This window comes from Cohnella rhizosphaerae (assembly GCF_029525575.1).
Taxonomy (GTDB): Bacteria; Bacillota; Bacilli; order Paenibacillales; family Paenibacillaceae; genus Cohnella; species Cohnella rhizosphaerae.
Map to the genome: position 1 here is coordinate 503,095 of NZ_JAPDIA010000009.1, position 17,249 is coordinate 520,343.

General features: G+C 63.0%; 14 protein-coding genes and 3 pseudogenes. All 17 read left to right on the forward strand.

Translation table 11 applies throughout. The annotated features are described in order from the left end of the window. Positions 1-40: 40 nt before the first annotated feature. Positions 41-97, forward strand: a pseudogene (locus OMP40_RS40910) (hypothetical protein); the annotation flags it as partial. After that, positions 90-2,009 (forward strand): family 78 glycoside hydrolase catalytic domain, encoded by a 1,920-nt coding sequence (locus tag OMP40_RS36520; RefSeq protein WP_338131373.1) that lies wholly within the window; start codon positions 90-92, stop codon positions 2,007-2,009. The pseudogene OMP40_RS40910 and the gene OMP40_RS36520, both read left to right, overlap by 8 nt. Then, the gene (locus tag OMP40_RS36525) at positions 1,942-2,229 is read left to right on the forward strand and encodes an alpha-L-rhamnosidase C-terminal domain-containing protein (RefSeq protein WP_277538891.1); all 288 of its coding nucleotides are present in this window, start codon (positions 1,942-1,944) and stop codon (positions 2,227-2,229) included. The genes OMP40_RS36520 and OMP40_RS36525 overlap by 68 nt, the downstream gene beginning before the upstream one ends. A 213-nt stretch (positions 2,230-2,442) precedes the next feature. Then, positions 2,443-4,095, forward strand: coding sequence for a spore germination protein (locus OMP40_RS36530; protein ID WP_277538893.1), 1,653 nt, complete (start codon positions 2,443-2,445; stop codon positions 4,093-4,095). 5 nt (positions 4,096-4,100) lie between these two features. Further along, the gene (locus OMP40_RS36535; protein WP_338131374.1) at positions 4,101-4,901 is read left to right on the forward strand and encodes a GerAB/ArcD/ProY family transporter; all 801 of its coding nucleotides are present in this window, start codon (positions 4,101-4,103) and stop codon (positions 4,899-4,901) included. Next, entirely contained in the window at positions 4,882-5,205 is a 324-nt protein-coding gene (locus OMP40_RS40915; RefSeq protein ID WP_338131375.1) for a GerAB/ArcD/ProY family transporter, read from the forward strand. Before OMP40_RS36535 ends, OMP40_RS40915 begins: the two co-directional genes overlap by 20 nt. A gap of 136 nt (positions 5,206-5,341) precedes the next feature. After that, positions 5,342-5,863, forward strand: a pseudogene (locus tag OMP40_RS43255) (Ger(x)C family spore germination protein); the annotation flags it as partial. A 133-nt stretch (positions 5,864-5,996) separates the two neighbouring features. Then, on the forward strand, positions 5,997-6,470 hold the full coding sequence (locus tag OMP40_RS36540) for a Ger(x)C family spore germination C-terminal domain-containing protein (protein WP_277538896.1): 474 nt from the start codon (positions 5,997-5,999) through the stop codon (positions 6,468-6,470). A gap of 24 nt (positions 6,471-6,494) precedes the next feature. After that, positions 6,495-6,695 carry a CLC_0170 family protein gene (locus OMP40_RS36545; RefSeq protein ID WP_277538898.1) on the forward strand — a complete coding sequence of 67 codons (201 nt, stop codon included), beginning with the start codon at positions 6,495-6,497 and terminating at the stop codon, positions 6,693-6,695. A 131-nt stretch (positions 6,696-6,826) separates the two neighbouring features. After that, positions 6,827-7,291, forward strand: a complete 465-nt coding sequence (locus tag OMP40_RS36550; protein WP_277538901.1) for a DinB family protein — start codon at positions 6,827-6,829, stop codon at positions 7,289-7,291. 172 nt (positions 7,292-7,463) lie between these two features. Continuing rightward, positions 7,464-8,690, forward strand: a complete 1,227-nt coding sequence (locus OMP40_RS36555; RefSeq protein ID WP_277538903.1) for an MDR family MFS transporter — start codon at positions 7,464-7,466, stop codon at positions 8,688-8,690. Between the two features lie 1,024 nt (positions 8,691-9,714). Next, positions 9,715-10,797: a lactonase family protein gene (locus OMP40_RS36560; RefSeq protein WP_277538905.1), complete on the forward strand. Its 1,083-nt coding sequence runs from the start codon at positions 9,715-9,717 to the stop codon at positions 10,795-10,797. A 195-nt stretch (positions 10,798-10,992) separates the two neighbouring features. Continuing rightward, positions 10,993-13,329: an ATP-dependent helicase gene (locus tag OMP40_RS36565; RefSeq protein WP_277538907.1), complete on the forward strand. Its 2,337-nt coding sequence runs from the start codon at positions 10,993-10,995 to the stop codon at positions 13,327-13,329. Positions 13,330-13,455: 126 nt separating this feature from the next. Continuing rightward, a complete protein-coding gene (locus OMP40_RS36570) occupies positions 13,456-13,953 on the forward strand; it encodes a hypothetical protein (RefSeq protein WP_277538909.1) in 498 nt (165 codons plus the stop codon). 217 nt (positions 13,954-14,170) lie between these two features. Further along, positions 14,171-15,047 (forward strand): annotated as a pseudogene (locus OMP40_RS36575) (ROK family protein). A 6-nt stretch (positions 15,048-15,053) separates the two neighbouring features. Beyond that, positions 15,054-15,998, forward strand: a complete 945-nt coding sequence (locus OMP40_RS36580) for a hypothetical protein (protein ID WP_277538911.1) — start codon at positions 15,054-15,056, stop codon at positions 15,996-15,998. 30 nt (positions 15,999-16,028) lie between these two features. Beyond that, entirely contained in the window at positions 16,029-17,078 is a 1,050-nt protein-coding gene (locus tag OMP40_RS36585; protein ID WP_277538913.1) for a lactonase family protein, read from the forward strand. Positions 17,079-17,249: the final 171 nt, after the last annotated feature.

Genomic DNA, 17,249 nt, shown 5'->3' on the forward strand with positions numbered 1-17,249 from the left:
GGCGCCCAAGTACGCAGCCGCGCTGGATCTGCGCAATCAAATGGTGCCCGAGAGCGTTAACCATGCGAACCCCGTCTCCTACTGCGGTTATGTGGCGACGATCCTCACGCTCGAGACAAGCGGCGTCGTCACGCTCGGATTCCCGACCGGCGTACGGGGGGAGCGGCGTATGGGTCGACGGCGTCCTGCAAACCGAGTGGACGGGCGTACAGCCGGAGCGATATTACAGCTTGAACCTCGCTGCAGGCGAGCATCTGGTTCTTGTCGATATTACGAGCTCCGACCATGGCGGCAGCAGCCATTTCGCCATCGACAGCGAAGCGGCGTTCACGCTGCGCTCGCCGGCCGGCGACAAGGGCGTGCCGCTGGCGACGATCGGTACGTTCGACCAGTCCGAATACATCGATCATCGCCCGGGCAGACGGATGCAGACGGACCATCCGGATTATCGGGCGCTGCCGGAAGCCGCGCCTACCGCCGCCGCGCTTGAAGCGTTCGCTTCCTGGGTCAAGCCGTTCGAGCCTTCGCTTTATACGGAGGAAAACGTGTTCGGATCTAACGTATGGCGGACGCTCGCCGAACGCAGGGCGGTGCCGAGATCCGTTCTGAACGCGATATTGCCGGTTCCCGAGCCGGGCGTCCTGCCCGTATTCGAGGACGGAGACTGCGAGCTCGTCATCGATCTGGGCGCGGAGCGCTCCGGGTTTATCGGCTTCGAGCTTGAAGCGCCCGCCGGTACGATCATCGATGCCTATGGCGTCGAATATATGAGAGAAGGCTACACGCAGCACACGTACGGGCTCGACAACACGTTCCGCTATATTTGCCGCGAAGGCAGACAATCGTACGTGTCCCCCGTGCGCCGCGGTTTCCGGTACTTGTTCCTGACCGTCAGAGGCAATACCGCGCCGGTGAAGCTGCACGAGATTTATATCCGCCAGAGCACGTACCCGGTCGCGGAACAAGGCAGCTTCCGCTGCTCCGACGCGCTGCTGAACGCAACGTGGGAGATCAGCAGGCATACCACCAGATTGTGCATGGAGGACACGTTCGTCGACTGCCCGTCCTATGAACAGGTGTTCTGGGTGGGCGACAGCCGCAACGAGGCGTTGGTCAACTATTACGTTTTCGGCGAGACCGAGATCGTGGAGCGCTGCCTGAATCTCGTGCCGGGCTCGGCGGACGAGACGCCGCTTTATCTCGACCAGGTGCCGAGCGCATGGAGCAGCGTCATCCCGAACTGGACGTTCTTCTGGATTCTCGCTTGCCGGGAATATGCCGCGCATACGGGCAACGAAGCCTTCGCCGCCCGCATCTGGCCTGAGGTGAAGCACACGCTGACGCATTATTTAGAACACATCGACGACAGCGGCCTGCTGAACATGGCGGGCTGGAATCTGCTGGACTGGGCGCCGATCGACCAGCCGAACGAAGGCATCGTCACCCACCAGAACCTGTTCCTCGTCAAGGCGCTTCGGGATTCGCGGGCGCTTGCCGCCGCGGCCGGCGCAACCGAAGAGGCAGACGCGTTCGCGGCGCGCGCCGACCTTCTGGCCGAGACGATCAACGCGGTATTGTGGGACGAGGAAAAGCGCGCTTATATCGATTGCATCCACGCGGACGGGCGCCGTTCGGACGTATACAGCATGCAGACGCAGGTCGTCGCTTATCTGTGCGGGGTTGCGCAGGGCGAACGCGAAGCCGTCATCGAAGGCTACCTGTCGTCCCCGCCGCCGGCTTTCGTACAGATCGGCAGCCCGTTTATGTCGTTCTTCTACTACGAGGCGCTCGAGAAGGCCGGCCGTCAAACGCTGATGCTCGACGACATCCGCCGCAATTACGGCCAGATGCTGCGCTACGATGCCACGACCTGTTGGGAGATGTATCCGAACTTTGCGGAAAACCGCAGCAACCCGGACATGCTGACCCGCAGCCATTGCCATGCATGGTCGGCGGCGCCGGGCTATTTCCTGGGCTCGAGCATTCTCGGCGTCAAGCGGGGGAGCTGACGGGTGGCGAACCGTCGATATCGCGCCGCAGCCTTGCGATCTGACCTGGGCCGAAGGCGTCGTGCCGCTGCCGCAGGGCGGTCACATCGCGGTGAGCTGGGAGTTCGTCTCCGCCGGCAAGCTGAAGCTTAGAATCGAGGCGCCGGAGGATATCGAGGTGAACGTGACGCTGCCCGAAGGAATAGAAGGCGAAGTGACGCAGGTTACGTATATGAGCTAAGCAGGACGAAGATCGGGCGAAATACACAAGCAATGGGCTCTCCCCAAGATGCGCAATCGCATCGCCGGGAGAGCTTTTTATTTTAGGCGCATCGTTTCGGAACGGATCTTCGGGGCCTACTTTCGACCGGCCGGTTTAAACCGGCCGCGGTTAGCCGACACTGCATAACACTCTGCATCCACGTCAGCCTTCAGGGAGAGACGCGCATTGCCTTTGTTCGGAAATCGAACGCATCTTCTATCTCGCAAGTCGCGACGGAACAAGCGGGCGGCGGGGAACGCGGGACCGTCGACCGGCGGAGACGGCGGAGGCGCGGGCGGCGGACGGCTGGACGGACGGCTGGACGAGCTGCTTGCCCGGGCGACGCGCGTCTTCGGCACGGACACGACGTTGACCGTCCGCAAATTCCGCATCTTCGGCATGTTCCCGGCGGCGATGCTTTATTTCCCCAACATGCTCGACCAGAACACCTTGAACGAGACGATCCTGAAGCCTGCGATGAGCGCGCCCGTCGGGTTGGATTCGTCCGATTGGACGGCTCCGGAGCTGCTGGACCGGCTGGCAAGCGAGGCGTTGTGGCACAGCGATTGCCGTGGGACGGTAGATTTCGATGCGCTGGTCGAGGCGCTTCTGCACGGAGATACCGTACTGGCGGCGGAAGGCTCGGAGACGGCGCTCGTCATCGGGACCCGGCAGATCGACAAGCGCGGCATCGACCAGCCGGGCACCGAGCAGGTTATCCGCGGTCCGCGCGAAGGCTTCGTCGAGCCGCTGGGTCCGAATATTGCGTTGATCCGTTACCGGCTTCAGGCCGCCGAGCTTCGGACGAGGCAGCTGACGGTCGGTCGCAAAACGCGCTCGAAGGTCGTCGTCTGCTACATGGAAGGATTGACCGATCCGGCGTTGCTGGCTGAAGTCGACAGACGGCTCGACGCGATCGACATCGATGCGGTGCTCGACTCGGGTTATTTGGAGCAGTTCATCGAGGATAACCAATGGTCGCCTTTTCCCCAAGTCCAATATACCGAGCGTCCGGACAAAGTCGTGGCGAACCTGCTGGAAGGCAGAGTCGCGATTCTGGTGGACGGCTCGCCGCTGGCGCTGATCGTGCCGACCGTGTTCAATCAGTTTTATCAGGCGGTCGAGGATTATACCGAGCGGTTCTTGCAGATGAGCGCGATCCGGATGGCGCGCCTCGTGGCGCTCGTATTTTCGCTTGTATTTCCCGCGATCTATGTGTCCGTCATCTCGTTCAATCCCGAGCTGATCCCGACCGAGTTCGCCGTCGCCGTCGCCGGCGGCCGCGCGGGGGTGCCTTGGCCGGCCGTCGTCGAGGTGCTGATCATCGAGGTCTCGATGGAGGTGCTGCGGGAGGCGACGATCCGGCTGCCGCAGCAGGTCGGCGGCGCCTTGTCCATCGTCGGCGTGCTCGTCATCGGGCAGGCTGCCGTGGCCGCGGGCTTCGCCAGTCCGATCACGGTCGTCATCATCGCGCTCACGACGATCGGCTCCTTCGCGACCCCGGCGTACAATGCCGCGCTGGCGCTTCGCCTGCTGCGTTTTCCGCTGATCATCATCGCCGGGATATTCGGTCTGTACGGCGTCATGATCGGCCTGATCTTGATCGCCAACCACCTGCTGTCGCTCAAGTCGTTCGGCGTTCCCTATTTAAGCCCGCTCGTGCCCGCCAACGCCGAAGGCATGAAGGACGTGCTCATCCGCGGGCCGCTTTGGTGGATGAAGCGACGGCCCGAATTCCTCAAGCCCAAAAATCGCGTCCGCGTCGGTCCCGACATGACCGAGCCGCCCGAGACGAACGGCCGGGGAGAAGACGGCGGCCATCCCCCATCAACCGCAAAGGAATGACGACGATGACCAAAGCAACGAGGGACATCAGCGCCTTGCAGGCAACGGCAGTCCTGGTGAGCACGATCATCGGCGTAGGCGTGCTGCCGCTGCCGCTTTTCGCCGTTCGGGCGGCGAACACCGGCGGACCGCTGGTCACGCTGCTGGCGTGCGTTTGCGCGCTGGTCGGCCTTCTGTTCGTCGCCTTGCTGGGCATGCGTTTTCCCGACGAAACGATCATTCAGTACAGCGAGCGCCTGATCGGCAGGTGGCCCGCGCGAGCCGTCGGTCTGTGCGTCGTCGTTTTTTTTGCGCTGCTTACGTCTCTGACCGCCCGGGAGTTCGGCGAGGTAGTCGTCACCTCCGTCTTGAAGCAGACGCCGGTCGAAGTGACGGTCATCGTCATGCTGATGCTGGCGGCCATCTCCGCGCGCAACACGATGACGACGTTCGCCTATATTCATTTCTTTTACGTTCCGCTGCTGCTCGTGCCCGTGCTCTTGATCATCATCCTGTCGCTCAAAAACGCCGAATTGCTCAATCTGCAGCCGATCTGGGGCAACCGGCCGGCGGGCATGACCGAGGGGATCGTGACGATCGCCGCGCTGTTCCAGGGCTCGTTCGTCCTGACGATCGTCATTCCCGGGATGCGCAAGCCCGCCAAGGCGCTCGCGGTGAGCTTGTACTCCATCCTGATCGCGGGCGGCCTGTACGTCGTCATCGTCATCGCCGTCATCGGCGTGTTCGGCGCGGAGGAGACGCGGGGAGCTGCTGTGGCCGACGCTGGAGCTGGCCAAGGCGACGTCGTTGCCAGCGAACGTGCTTGAACGCCTCGACGGCGCGTTTCTGGCCGTGTGGGTCACCGCCGTTTTCACGACGCTGCTGTCCAGCTACTACTTGACCAGCCAATCGCTCATGCAACTGCTGCGCCTTCAGGAACCGCGTATTTTTACGTTTTTCCTGCTGCCCTTCGTATTCGTGCTCGCGATGGTGCCGGCCAATATCGTCAAAATGTACGAATCCGTCGTGTCCGTCGGCCGCATCGGGCTCGTGCTGACGACCGTCTATCCGGGCCTGCTCCTGCTGATCGCCGTCCTGCGCAAGAAAGGAGGGAGCGCGCTTGGACGATAACGCGCAATATCCCGATGACGCGCCGAATCTATTGAAGCGGGCCGCGCGCCGCGCGTCGCGTCTCTGTCCGGCGCTGCTGGCCGCGGCGCTCCTGTGCGGATGCTGGGATCGAACGGAGATCGAAGACCGGGCGATCGTGCTCGGGGTCTCGATCGACAAGGCGCTGCCGGAAGCGGAAAGCGAGGAGGAACCGGTCTCCCACTATGTCAAGGGGCTCGGGCCGCCGGCATCGGACCTTATTCGCGTCGGCGTGCAGATCGCCTTGCCCGGACGCATCCCGCTCGGTCCCGGCGAGAGCGGCGGGGGCGGCGGCGGCGGCAACGATCCGCAGAAGACCGTATGGGTGCTGGACGTCGTAGGCCATTCCGTCAACGACGCGCTGATGAACCTGCAGCAGGAGCTGTCGGCCAAGCTGTTTTTCGGCCATCTGCGCGTCATCGTGATCTCGGAGGAGATGGCCCGCTTCGGTCTGGAAAACGTCAACGATTACTTCCACCGCAACCCCGAAGTGCGCCGTATGGCGTGGATGATGGTGGCCAAGGGAGAAGCGCTCGCGCTCATGAAGGCCTCGCCGAAGCTGGAACGGGTGCCGTCGCTCTATCTGATGACGACGCTCGACGAGGGCATTCGGATGGGCAAATTTCCGCAGGACTATATCGGCATCTTCTGGAGCCGCAAGTCGAAGCTGGGGCAAGAAGGGTTCCTGCCTTATGTCGAGCTGAGGAAAAATCAGACGCTTGAAACGCGGGGGGCTCGCATTGTTCCAGGGAAGCCGGATGGTCGGCGCGACGATGCCGCTCGACATCGCCGTATATATGGCGCTCAAGGGCAACAACCCGGGCGGCTACAGCGCTTTCGTGAAGGTGCGGGGCACGGAAGTGATGACCCACGTCACGCACCGGGAAGCCAAGACGACCTTCGAGATTCGGGACGGCAAGCCCTACTTCAAATTCAAGACCGCCTTCGAGCTCAACCTGGAGGAGAAGATTAACAACGACCTGAACATCCAGGATCCGTCGGTCATCCGCGATATCGAAGAAAGCCAGACGAAGGGCGCAACCAAGCTGATCGAGTCGTTTCTCGAAAAAACGCAGGCGCTTGGTTCGGATGTGCTGGGGCTCGGCGAGTACGTACGGGCCAAAGCGCCGGACTACTGGAACCGGAACGTGAGGACGAAGGAACGCTGGCAGCGGATGTACAAGGAGATCGAATACGAGATACAAATCGACATGAAAATACGCCGCATCGGCATGAAAGCCGAATGACGCGCGAGAACGGAGGCGAAAGCGATGCCGATTTTCGGCCATGGCGTCAATTATTCCGCATTTTCCATCCCGATCTGGTTCCTCGGCGGCATGCTGGTCCTCCTCGTGGATGCCCGCCGCTGCAAAATGGCCGGTCATCGGAAGGACGAGTTGGTCGCCAAGTTCTCGGGCTGGCTGAACATCGCCCTAGGCGTTTTTTTCCTGGTTCGGGAGTGGGTGGTTTAAAGGGTGGCGGGGTATGCAAGGCACGGTCGCATCGGCTGCGCCGATCGCCGCCATCGATAACGTTCATGCCCCGGCGCCGCGCGATTCGCTACAATCAAGTTCATATCCAAATGGAGAGAGGGCGAACTTGAATGACGAACGCGATGACTTTGCGTGAGGCGGAAGCCAGGCTGCGCGGGTGGATGCGGGAGCTGCCGCCGCTGCTCGCGGACAGATCCGAGGAGGAGCTGAAGGCGCGCCCAGGGCCGGGCAAGTGGTCCCAGCTCGAGATTTTGGGGCATCTGTGCGACTCGGCGCTGCACAATCTGATGCGGTTCGTCCGGATCCGGATCGAGCCGCGGCCGCAGCCGTTGACGCCGTACGCGCAGGACGATTGGGTGAGCGGGCAGCGTTACCAGGCGGCGTCCTACGATGACGTGCTGAGCCTGTGGCTCGCCTTGAATGCGCGGATCGCGGATGTATGGGCGGGCTTGCCCGAGGGCGGCGGCGCGTGGACGTTTTTGCGTCCGGACGGGACGACGGTCGCGCTCGAACTGTGGGCGGACGACTACGTCCTGCATTTAGAGCACCACCTTCGGGCTATGAAAATCGATTGATTCATGTGAATTGTGGGCGTGCCCAATTTGAGATTAATGCGTGCCCAATACGATTAATCGATCGTTTAACAATTAATCATTTGTTCAAAAATGGAACATTCTCCCTATCCACAACGCTGCCCCGATCCGGTATGATAGAAGCCTACTATCGCAGAATCGTGGTGCAGCTTGCTTGAACAAACTTCGCGGATTTTTAGCCTCCTATCACCCTATCGTATTTTCGCTGCTGATCGGCCATATGATTTCCCGCATCGCCACTTCCATGAGCATGCCGTTTCTCGCGCTGTATCTCGCCGCGCATACGGACATGGGGCCGGGCGGCATCGGATTTATCGTAGGCGCTGGCGCGCTGGCCGCCACGTTCGGCGGCTTCCTCGGCGGCGCGCTGTCCGACCGTTACAGCCGCCGACTGGTCATGTTCGCTTCGCTTTTCGTATGGAGCGGCGTGTTTGTCGGCTTCGCGCTCACGGACTCTCCGGCCGTCCTGCTGCTGCTTAGCCTGATGAACGGCTTGTGCCGATCCTGGTTCGAGCCCGTGTCGCAGGTGCTCATGGCCGACCTCACGCCGAAGGAACGCCGGATGAACGTATTTTCCATGCGCTACCTGATGGCCAACGTCGGCGTCGCGATCGGGCCGGTGCTCGGCGTCTGGCTCGGCCTCGGCAACGGCGGCCTCGCTTTTGTGATCACGGGAGCCATTTATTTCGTTTACGCCATCACGCTTTACAGCATGATGATAAGCTTCGGAATCAAAGACATCGAGGGAGGCAACCGGGCGGCGAAGGCGACGATCGCCGACGCCGGACGCGTCCTCATGGGAGACGCCTCGCTGCGGCTGTTCCTGCTGGGCGGCATCGTCGTCGGCATCGGCTACAGCCAGCTGTTCGGCAACATGGCGCCGCACCTGGACCGCGTGTTCGGCCACGGGGACCGCCTGTTCGGCTATCTGCTGACGATCAATGCGGTTACCGTCATCGCGCTCCAGATTCCGCTCGGCTGGCTGGCGAACAAGCGCCCGCCGTTATTCGCGCTGCATGCGGGGAACCTGTTTTTCGCGATTGGACTCGCCGGCATCGGCTATGCGGAGACGTTCGCCTTGCAGGTCGTCGCCATGATCCTGTTCACCGTCGGCGAGATCCTGAACTACCCGGCTGCCACGATGCTGCTGGACAGGCTGGCTCCGGAGCACCTGCGAGGCGCCTACTATGGCGCCCAGACGTTCTCCAATCTGGGCCAGTTCATCGGGCCCTGGGCGGGCGGCTGGCTCCTCGGCGAATACGGCGGCCGGACGATGTTCGCGGCGATGGCGGTCGTCGTCCTGCTCTCCTCGCTCGTCTATCGGGCGGGAAGCCGAGACAGCCGGAAGACGATGTCCGCGGGGAAGAGCGGCGCGCTGTAGCGCGCAGCATTGGAAGGGCCAAGGTCGCGTAGGCGGTCTCGGCTCTTTTTTGCGTCCGGACGGAGGGGGAAAGTCCCATCATCCGGCAACAACTCCGCGCCTCGGCGCCGCTCATCTGGCAGACTAGTCTTATCCGGCAACAACTCCGCGTCTTAGTGCCGCTCATCTGGCTGACTAGTCTTATCCGGCAACAACTTGGCACTTTTGTGCCGCCCCTGTGGCAAACTAGTCCTATCCGGCAACAACTCCGCGCCTCGGCACCGCTCCTATGGCAGACTAGTACATGCATGCGTACATCATCGATCTATCAAATACGAAGCTTGGGTATGAAGCACAGCACTTGCTGGACCGGATCGTGAAGCTGTAGAGTAACTTTTTGCCTCTACAGCACCATATGGACCGGTTCGCGAGGCCATAGATAGAGTAACTTTTTGCCTCTACAGCACCATATGGACCGGTTCGCGAGGTTGTAGAGTAACTTTTTTACCTTTACAGCACCATATGGAGCGGTTCGCGAGGCTGTAGAGTAACTTTTTGCCCTTACAGCATCTTTTGGACCGGTTCGCGAGGCCATAGAGTAACTTTTTGCCTCTACAGCACCATATGGACCGGTTCGCGAGGCTGTAGAGTAACTTTTTGCCTTTACACCACCCTGGACCGGTCCGCGACGCTGAAGAGCGTGTTTGAGGTGAAAATCCTGCACTTTTAATCGATTGATGATTTACGCCGTGCTGCACTAGTCCTATCCGGCAACAACTCCGCACTTTTGTGTCGCTCCTCTAGCAGACGAGTCCTATTCGGCAATAACTCCGCGCCTTGGCGCCGCTTCTCTGGTAGACTAGTCTACCCAGAAACAACTCCGCGCTTGGCGCCGCTCACCAACTTTCGTAACAACCGCAATTACGCTCCATTTTCTGCAGCTCCCGCTTTCCTCACCGCACGTCCCTGCGTGCGTTCTCCAGCGAATCGTGTTAAAATGCAGGCCATGCGCGACTGGAGTCGCAATATTTGGAGGTGCCTTGCCTTGACGGCGACACGAACATTTGCCTTTATCGGTTCCTATGCGGACGCGGAGGGACCTGGTCTGTACGCCTGCGCTTACGACGAAAGCACCGGCGCGCTGACGCTGCTCGACCAGGCGGACGGGCTGCAGAACCCGACGTTCCTTGCCGTAAACGAAGAGAGCCGCACGATCTACCCGCTTACGGAGATCAAGGATGCCGAGGGCACGCGCCGCGGCGCGGCCGCGGCATACCGCTTCTCGCCCGCCGAAGGCAGGCTGCAAAAGGTAAACGAGGCGCAGGCGATCCCCGCGACCGCCTGCCATATCGCGCTCGACCGGACGAACCGCCTCGTCATGACCGCTAGCTATCACGGCGGCCTGTTCGGCGTGTCCGACGTGCGGGACGACGGCGGGGTCGGCGCGCCGCGCGAGCTCCACCGGCACGAAGGAAAGGGCGCGTTGCCCGTCCAGAGCCAGGCGCGCGTCCACTCGGTTATCGTCGATCGCGACAACCGTTACGCCGCCGTGTCCGATCTGGGACTGGACAAGGTGTTTTTGTACAAGCTGGACCCGGCGAATCGCAGCCTGAAGCGCCACAGCGAGACCGACATCGCGCCGGGCTCGGGGCCGCGCCACTTCGTCTTCCACCCGCAGCTCCCTTTCGGCTACGGGATCAACGAATTGAACAGCACGCTGACGGTGTACGCGTACGACGCCGAAGCAGGCAGGCTCAAGGTCGCGCAGACGATCTCGACGCTGCCCAAAGCGTTCGAAGGCGACAATGCCTGCGCGGACATCCACCTGTCCCCGGACGGCAAGTTCCTGTACGGCTCCAACCGCGGCCACGACAGCATCGTCGTCTGCCGAATCGATCCGAAGAACGGCCTGCTGGAGCCGGTCGAATACGCGCCAACGCTCGGCGGGCATCCGCGCAACTTCGCGGTGTCCCCGGACGGCCGTTTCGTGCTCGTCGCCAACCGGGACGGCAATCACGTCGTGACGTTCAGCCGCGACGCCGACACCGGCAAGCTGCTGCCCACCGGCAGCGAGCTGAGCGTGTCCAAGCCGGTGTGCGTCCGCTTCGCGGCGTTCGCAGGCGAATAATCAATCGAGCGAAGCCGGACGCCGCTGCCTGCGAAGAGGCAAAGTCGGCTGCTTAATCTCATGCCGAGTCTCCAACGATTTCTACACGGAATCGCCGCTGGATCCACTCTGGCTCCGCGCGATTCCAGCTACGGCAGCTTTGATTTTTGCGATCGGACGTTCTGGTTTTCCGGCAGCTCGTGCTATAATCGAACCATGAATACGACGACGAACCACGAACGATTTTTCGAGCGCAAGCGGCGGGAAGCCGGCGTACAGTTGAACGAAGTCCAGCAGCGGGCGGTCCTTCATACCGAGGGGCCGCTTCTGCTGCTGGCTTCGCCCGGATCGGGCAAGACGACGACGCTAATGATGCGGACGGGTTACCTGATCGCGGAAAAAGGGGTGAACCCGGCGCGGATCAAGGCGGTCACGTTCAGCCGGGCGTCGGCGCGGGACATGTCGGAGCGGTTCGCGACGCTGTTCCCCGAGCTTGCGGGCGCCAAAGTCGGCTTTTCGACGATCCACAGCTTCGCGTTCGAGGTGGTGCGCGCATACTACCGGGCGCGAGGCGAAGCGTATCAGCTCATCGAGGGCGAGCTTGAGCAGGCGGAAGAGGACGAGCTGCGGGCGGCCGATCTGCCGGTGCTGCACAAGAAGCCGATCCTGCGCCAGCTTTACCGGACGATGACCGGCGGGAGTAGCCTGACCGAGGATCAGATGGACGATCTGACGACCTATATCAGCTATATCAAAAATAAAATGCTGCCCGAGGACCGCTGGGCCGAGGCCAAGTGCGAGCTGAAGGACGCGGACAAGCTGCTGCGCGCGTACGAGCGATACAAGCGCGAGGGGACCGACCGGCTGCTGCTGGATTTTGACGACATGCTCACGGTATGCCACCTTGCGCTGTCCGAGGACCCGCGGCTGCTGCGCCGCTACCAGCAAAGATACGACTATCTCATGACCGACGAGAGCCAGGACACCTCGCTCGTCCAGTTCGGCATCGTCGGCCTGCTGGCCGCTTCGCACGGCAACCTGTGCGTCGTCGCCGACGACGACCAGAGCATCTACGGCTGGCGCGGAGCGGAGCCCGGGTACCTGCTCGACTTCAAGTCGCATTACCCGGCGGCGGAGGTGCTCAAGATGGAGCGCAACTACCGGTCGGCGCCCGAGATCGTGGAGACGGCCGCGCGCTTCATCCGGCGCAACAAAAACCGGTACGACAAGGCGATGTACACGAAAAATCCGTCCGGGGGCCGCGTATCCTTGCGCATGCTCGCCGACTACAAGGCGCAGGCGAAGTACCTGACGGCCGCGTTGGCGGATCGGGGCGCGGACAAGACGACCGCCGTGCTGTACCGCAACCATACGTCCGCGCTCGTCCTCGTCAACGCGCTCGACCGGGCAGGCATCCCGTTTAACCTGAAGGACGGGGACAAGCGCTTCTTTTCCCACTGGGTGGTCGAGGACGTGCTCAACTTCATGCGGATGGCATACACGGATCGCCGGCCCGAGCTGCTGGAGAAGATCTATCCGAAGCTCGCCGGCTATATCACGCGGGAGCAGATGGGGGCGCTGCTGCGCATCGGAGGGTCCTCGGCGTCCGTGTTCGACACGCTGATCGAGCGGGTGCCGCTCAAGGAGTACCAGGTGAAGCAGCTGCGGGAAAACAAGGATACGTTCGGACGGATGCAGGCGATGAACGCGCGCCAGGCAATCCGCACGATCCGCTACAATCTCGGCTACGAGCGTGCCATCGAGCGATTGTGCGAACGGTTCGGCTTCCGGCAGGAGATGCTGCTGGGCGTGCTGAACACGCTCGAGGATATCGCCGACGGTCTCGCGTCGATGACGGACTTCGCCGAGCGGCTGAAGTATCTCGAGACGCTGCTGCGCAGCGCCAAGTCCCGCAGCCGCGATCCGGAGGCGGTGACGCTCTCGACGTTTCACAGCGCCAAGGGGCTCGAGTTCGATCGGGTGTACATGATCGACCTTGCGGAGGGCGTCATTCCTTCGAACGAAGACATCAAAAAGTACGACAAGGGCGATGCGGCGGACATGGAGGAGGCCGTGCGCCTGTTTTACGTCGGCATGACGCGGGCGAAGCGGCACCTGGAGCTCGTCGCCTACCAGAAAAAGGACGGCGTCGCGGTCAAGGAGTCGCGCTTCATGACGGCGGTGCGCAGCTACGGCGAGGCCGGCGGCGAAGGGGCAGGCGGACGGGGGGCTGTCGGCCCGAAGGGCCCGGACGGCGCAGGACGCGCAGCAAAGGTCGGCGCATCGCTTGGAACGTTAAGGCCCGGCGCCGGTAGAGTCGCGGGGCGTCCCGGACAGTCGGCGCGTCCTGCGTCGACGGCTTGGCAAGGCGAACTGCCCGCGTATATGAAGCCGGGGGCGCGCGTATCGCACCGGACGTTCGGCCCCGGCATCGTGCTGTCGGCGGACGCGGAGGCGATCCGAGTCTCGTTCGCCGAAGGGGACAAGAAGCTGCTCACGCAGGTGTGCGTGGAGATGGGACTTTTGAAGCCGATCAAGCAGCGTGTCACATGACGCGATGCGGTGACGGAACGTGACCGGAGTCACGCAATTCGGTGACCGGCCGGACAACAAGGGTGACTGCTGGCGGCCGCGGATTGGGCTATGATAGGGGGAAGCAGACGAGAAGGAGGACCTCGCGTGTCCCGCTATTCGACCAAACCCCTCTCCGAGAGACTAGGGCTTAGGCCTTATCAAAGGCTTTATTTTGAAGGCGCGACGCTGATCTATCTGAACTCGCTCGGACCGTCGCCTGCGGGTATCCGGTTTCTGGATGCGCCGGAAGGGCCGATCGACTTTATACATGTGTTCGTGAAGTCGCGCGCCGACCTGGAATCGCGCGTGCCGTTGCTGGCCAAGCATCTGTCGCCAAGAGGCATGCTCTGGGTGTCCTGGCCGAAGGGCCGCGCGCTGCAGCATACCGATATCGGCGAAGAAGCCGTAGCGAAAATCGGGACGGCATGCGGTCTCTCCGGCGTCAAGGACTGCGAGATCGACGAGACGTGGACGGGACGCAAATTCGTATTTCCGAAAAAAGGGCGTCCCAGGTCGACCGGGTTTGCGGGCGTTACGCACGGTGCAGCGGTCGACAAGCCCGATCGGCGTGAACGGCCGCTCGCGTCCGCGGGAGCCCGCTGACGCGCTGGCAGGACGCGGGAGCACGCCGACGCGAGCGCAGGACGACGATCGGCCGCCCGGTTCTCCGGACGAGAGAGCCCTTTGGAGGGCTCTTTTTCGCGTTCCGCGGGCGCATGCGGCCAACAATTGCGGCATGAGATGGCCTGATTCGTTGTGCTCGGCGTTCGGTTCGGAGTAAAATGGACGTATAGCAGATACATAGGAGGAAGCATTTTTCATGCGTATAGGGGCAATCGAAGCGGGCGGCACCAAGTTCGTCTGCGGCATCGGCAGCGAGAACGGAACGATCGAAGACCGGGTGAGCTTCCCGACGGAACATCCGGAGAAGACGCTCGCGCAAGTATTCGAATACTTTGAGGACAAGGGGGGTCGCGTCGATCGGCATCGGCTCCTTCGGCCCGATCAATATCGACGAGGCGAGTCCCGCGTACGGTTACGTGACGACGACGCCGAAGCCGGGCTGGTCCGGCTATCCGTTCCTCCCGGCTATGAAGCAGCGGTTCGACGTGCCGATGGGCTGGGATACGGACGTCAACGCGGCCGCGCTCGGCGAAGCGACCTGGGGCGCGGCGGCCGGACTCGACAGCTGCGTCTACTACACGATCGGCACGGGCGTCGGCGTCGGCGTTTACGCCGAGGGCAAGCTGGTGCACGGGCTCGTGCACCCGGAAGGCGGCCACGTGCTCGTGCGGCGCCATCCGGACGACGCGTACCAGGGCTTCTGCCCGTATCACGGCGATTGTCTCGAGGGTCTGGCGGCGGGGCCTGCGCTCCAAGGCCGCTGGAAGGTGCCGGGCAGCGAGCTGCCGCCCGACCACCCGGCCTGGGCGATGGAGGCTTTCTACATCGGGCAAGCCGTGGCGAACGCGGTGCTCATGCTGTCGCCGAAGCGCGTTATTCTAGGCGGCGGCGTCATGCATCAGCCGCAGCTGTTCCCGCTCGTGCGCGCGGAGGTGCTGAAGGCGTTGAACGGCTACGTGAGCTCCGACGCGCTGGCCGCGGGCATCGACGGCTACATCGTGCCGCCGGGACTCGGCGACAACGCCGGCTTGACGGGCGCGCTGGCGCTGGGCCTGCGGGCGCTGGGCCGCTAAGGGCCGGTGGACACGTCGCCCCGGCCGAGCGGATCGCCGCAAGCGCCCCGGGCGGGCGCGGCGCCGGCCGGCGTGCAGACAGCCGCTGCGCCTGCGTCCGAGCGTCCCGAAGGCAGGCGCGGCAGGCGCATCCTGCGGGTCGGCGTCGCGCTGCTGGCGTTTGCGGCCGCGCTGGCCTTCCTCGCCTTCCTCGTGCTGCGTGCGGGCGACGGCCGATCGGGCTTGCAGGCGAAGCCGATCCCGAATCCGCCCGCGCAATACGATTACGGCACGGCCACGGCCGCGAACGGCATGACGCTTCATTACTTGGAGACGGATCCCGCCAATGTGACGCTTACCGTCGTGCGGGACAATGTCGCGATCGCGCCCTATTACGGCATCAACGGCGGCTTCTTTTATGACAGCGCGCTGCTCAGCATGGCGATCGTCGACGGGCTGCCGGTCGCCGGAGACGGCAGCCCGTCCGGCGGCTTCGGCTCGGGCGCGGAGAACGTCAAGTACGCCCGGGGCACGCTGGTGTGGGACCGCGCGTCGGAGCGGCTCAGCGTTCAGGTCGCGAGCAAGGCGGGAGAACTCGACGTGACGGATACGTCGCGATATTGGGCGCAGGGCGGGATCTCGATGGGACTCGGCCGCGACGCGTCCTGGCGCGACCAGGCGGTCGCCGAGCACGCGCCGTTCATGGACGAGCCCAGGCTGCGCTCGGGGGCCGTCTTTGACGAAGAAGGCCGCCTGTATCTCGTCGTCAGCGAGAACCGGGGGACGCTGGCCGATTTTCGCGACGCGATCCTGGCGACGCTCGGCGGCCGGGGAAGTCCCGCGCTCGCGGACGGCATCTTCCTCGACGGCGACGGCTCCTCGCAGCTCCGCAGCCGCGAGGCTTCGCTGAAGGGGGGATCTGCGCCCCGTCGTCCAGATGCTCTCGCTGCTTCAGTGACTTGCATGATTTGAAATCCAGCCACATTCTCACAGGAGGTTCATATGCCGCAATCCTACGCACCGCTGTTCGTCGGATCGTACCAATCGGCGGATCGACAAGGCATTCATATTTTGCGGTTGGACGCCGAGTCCGGCTCGCTGTCCAAGCTCGGCGGCGTCGCCGGCATCGACAATCCTTCTTTCCTTGCCTACAACGCCGCGACCAGCGTGCTGTATGCGGTCGGCGAGACCGAGCCGGACGGCGCCGTCGTCGCTTACGCTTACGATGCGGCAACGCATACGCTCACCGAGATCAATCGGCAGCCTTCGCAGGGCGGCGCGCCGTGCCACCTGGCGATCGATCCTTCGGGTGCCTGGCTCGTAGTAGTCAATTATTCGGGCGGCAACATCAGCCTCTATCCGATCGGAGAGCGTGGAGCGCTGGGCGAGCCGGTTCAGTCGGTCGCCCACGAAGGCGGCAGCGTCAACGCCGAGCGTCAGGAGGGACCGCATCCGCATTCGATCTATGCGGTGCCCGGCACGCCGTATTACTTGGCCTGCGATCTGGGGACGGACAAGATCTACACGTACCGGCTGAATGCCGCCGCCGGCCGCCTCGAAGCCGTCCGCGAGACGGACGCCACGCCGGGCTCGGGACCGCGGCACCTGGGGCTGCATCCGACCCGACCGTTCGTCTATATGATCGACGAGTTGATGAGCCGGATCGTCGCGTTTAAGCTGAACGCCGACGAAGGATCGCTAGAGCCGCTGCAGACCGTATCTACGCTACCCATGGAATACGGCGGAGAGAGCTACTGCGCGGAGGTGGCGGTATCGGCCGATGGCCGGTACGTATACGGCTCCAACCGCGGCCACGACAGCATCGTCTCCTTCCGCGTCGGCGAAGACGGCGGCCTGTCGCTGATCGGCCACACGCCGAGCGGCGGACACTTTCCGCGCCACTTCCTGGCGCTTCCGGACGGCCGCTGGCTGCTCGCGGCCAACCAGAACGGCGACAACATCGTCGTCATGCGCATCGACGAGGACGGCTTCCCGCAGCAGACGGGCAGCGAGTACAAGATGACGAAGCCGGTATGCGTGCGATTGGGCTAAGCGACTATGACATAAAAAAGGACGGTCCTCCAGGCGATTCGCCTGCGGGACTGTCCTTTTTAACATGCGCTTCAATCTTAACGCCTGTCGATCGATCCCTACCAGCTAATGAAGGCGTCCGTAATCCCACCAGTGACGGTCTGTCACGACATTCGGTCATTGCCGTCATAT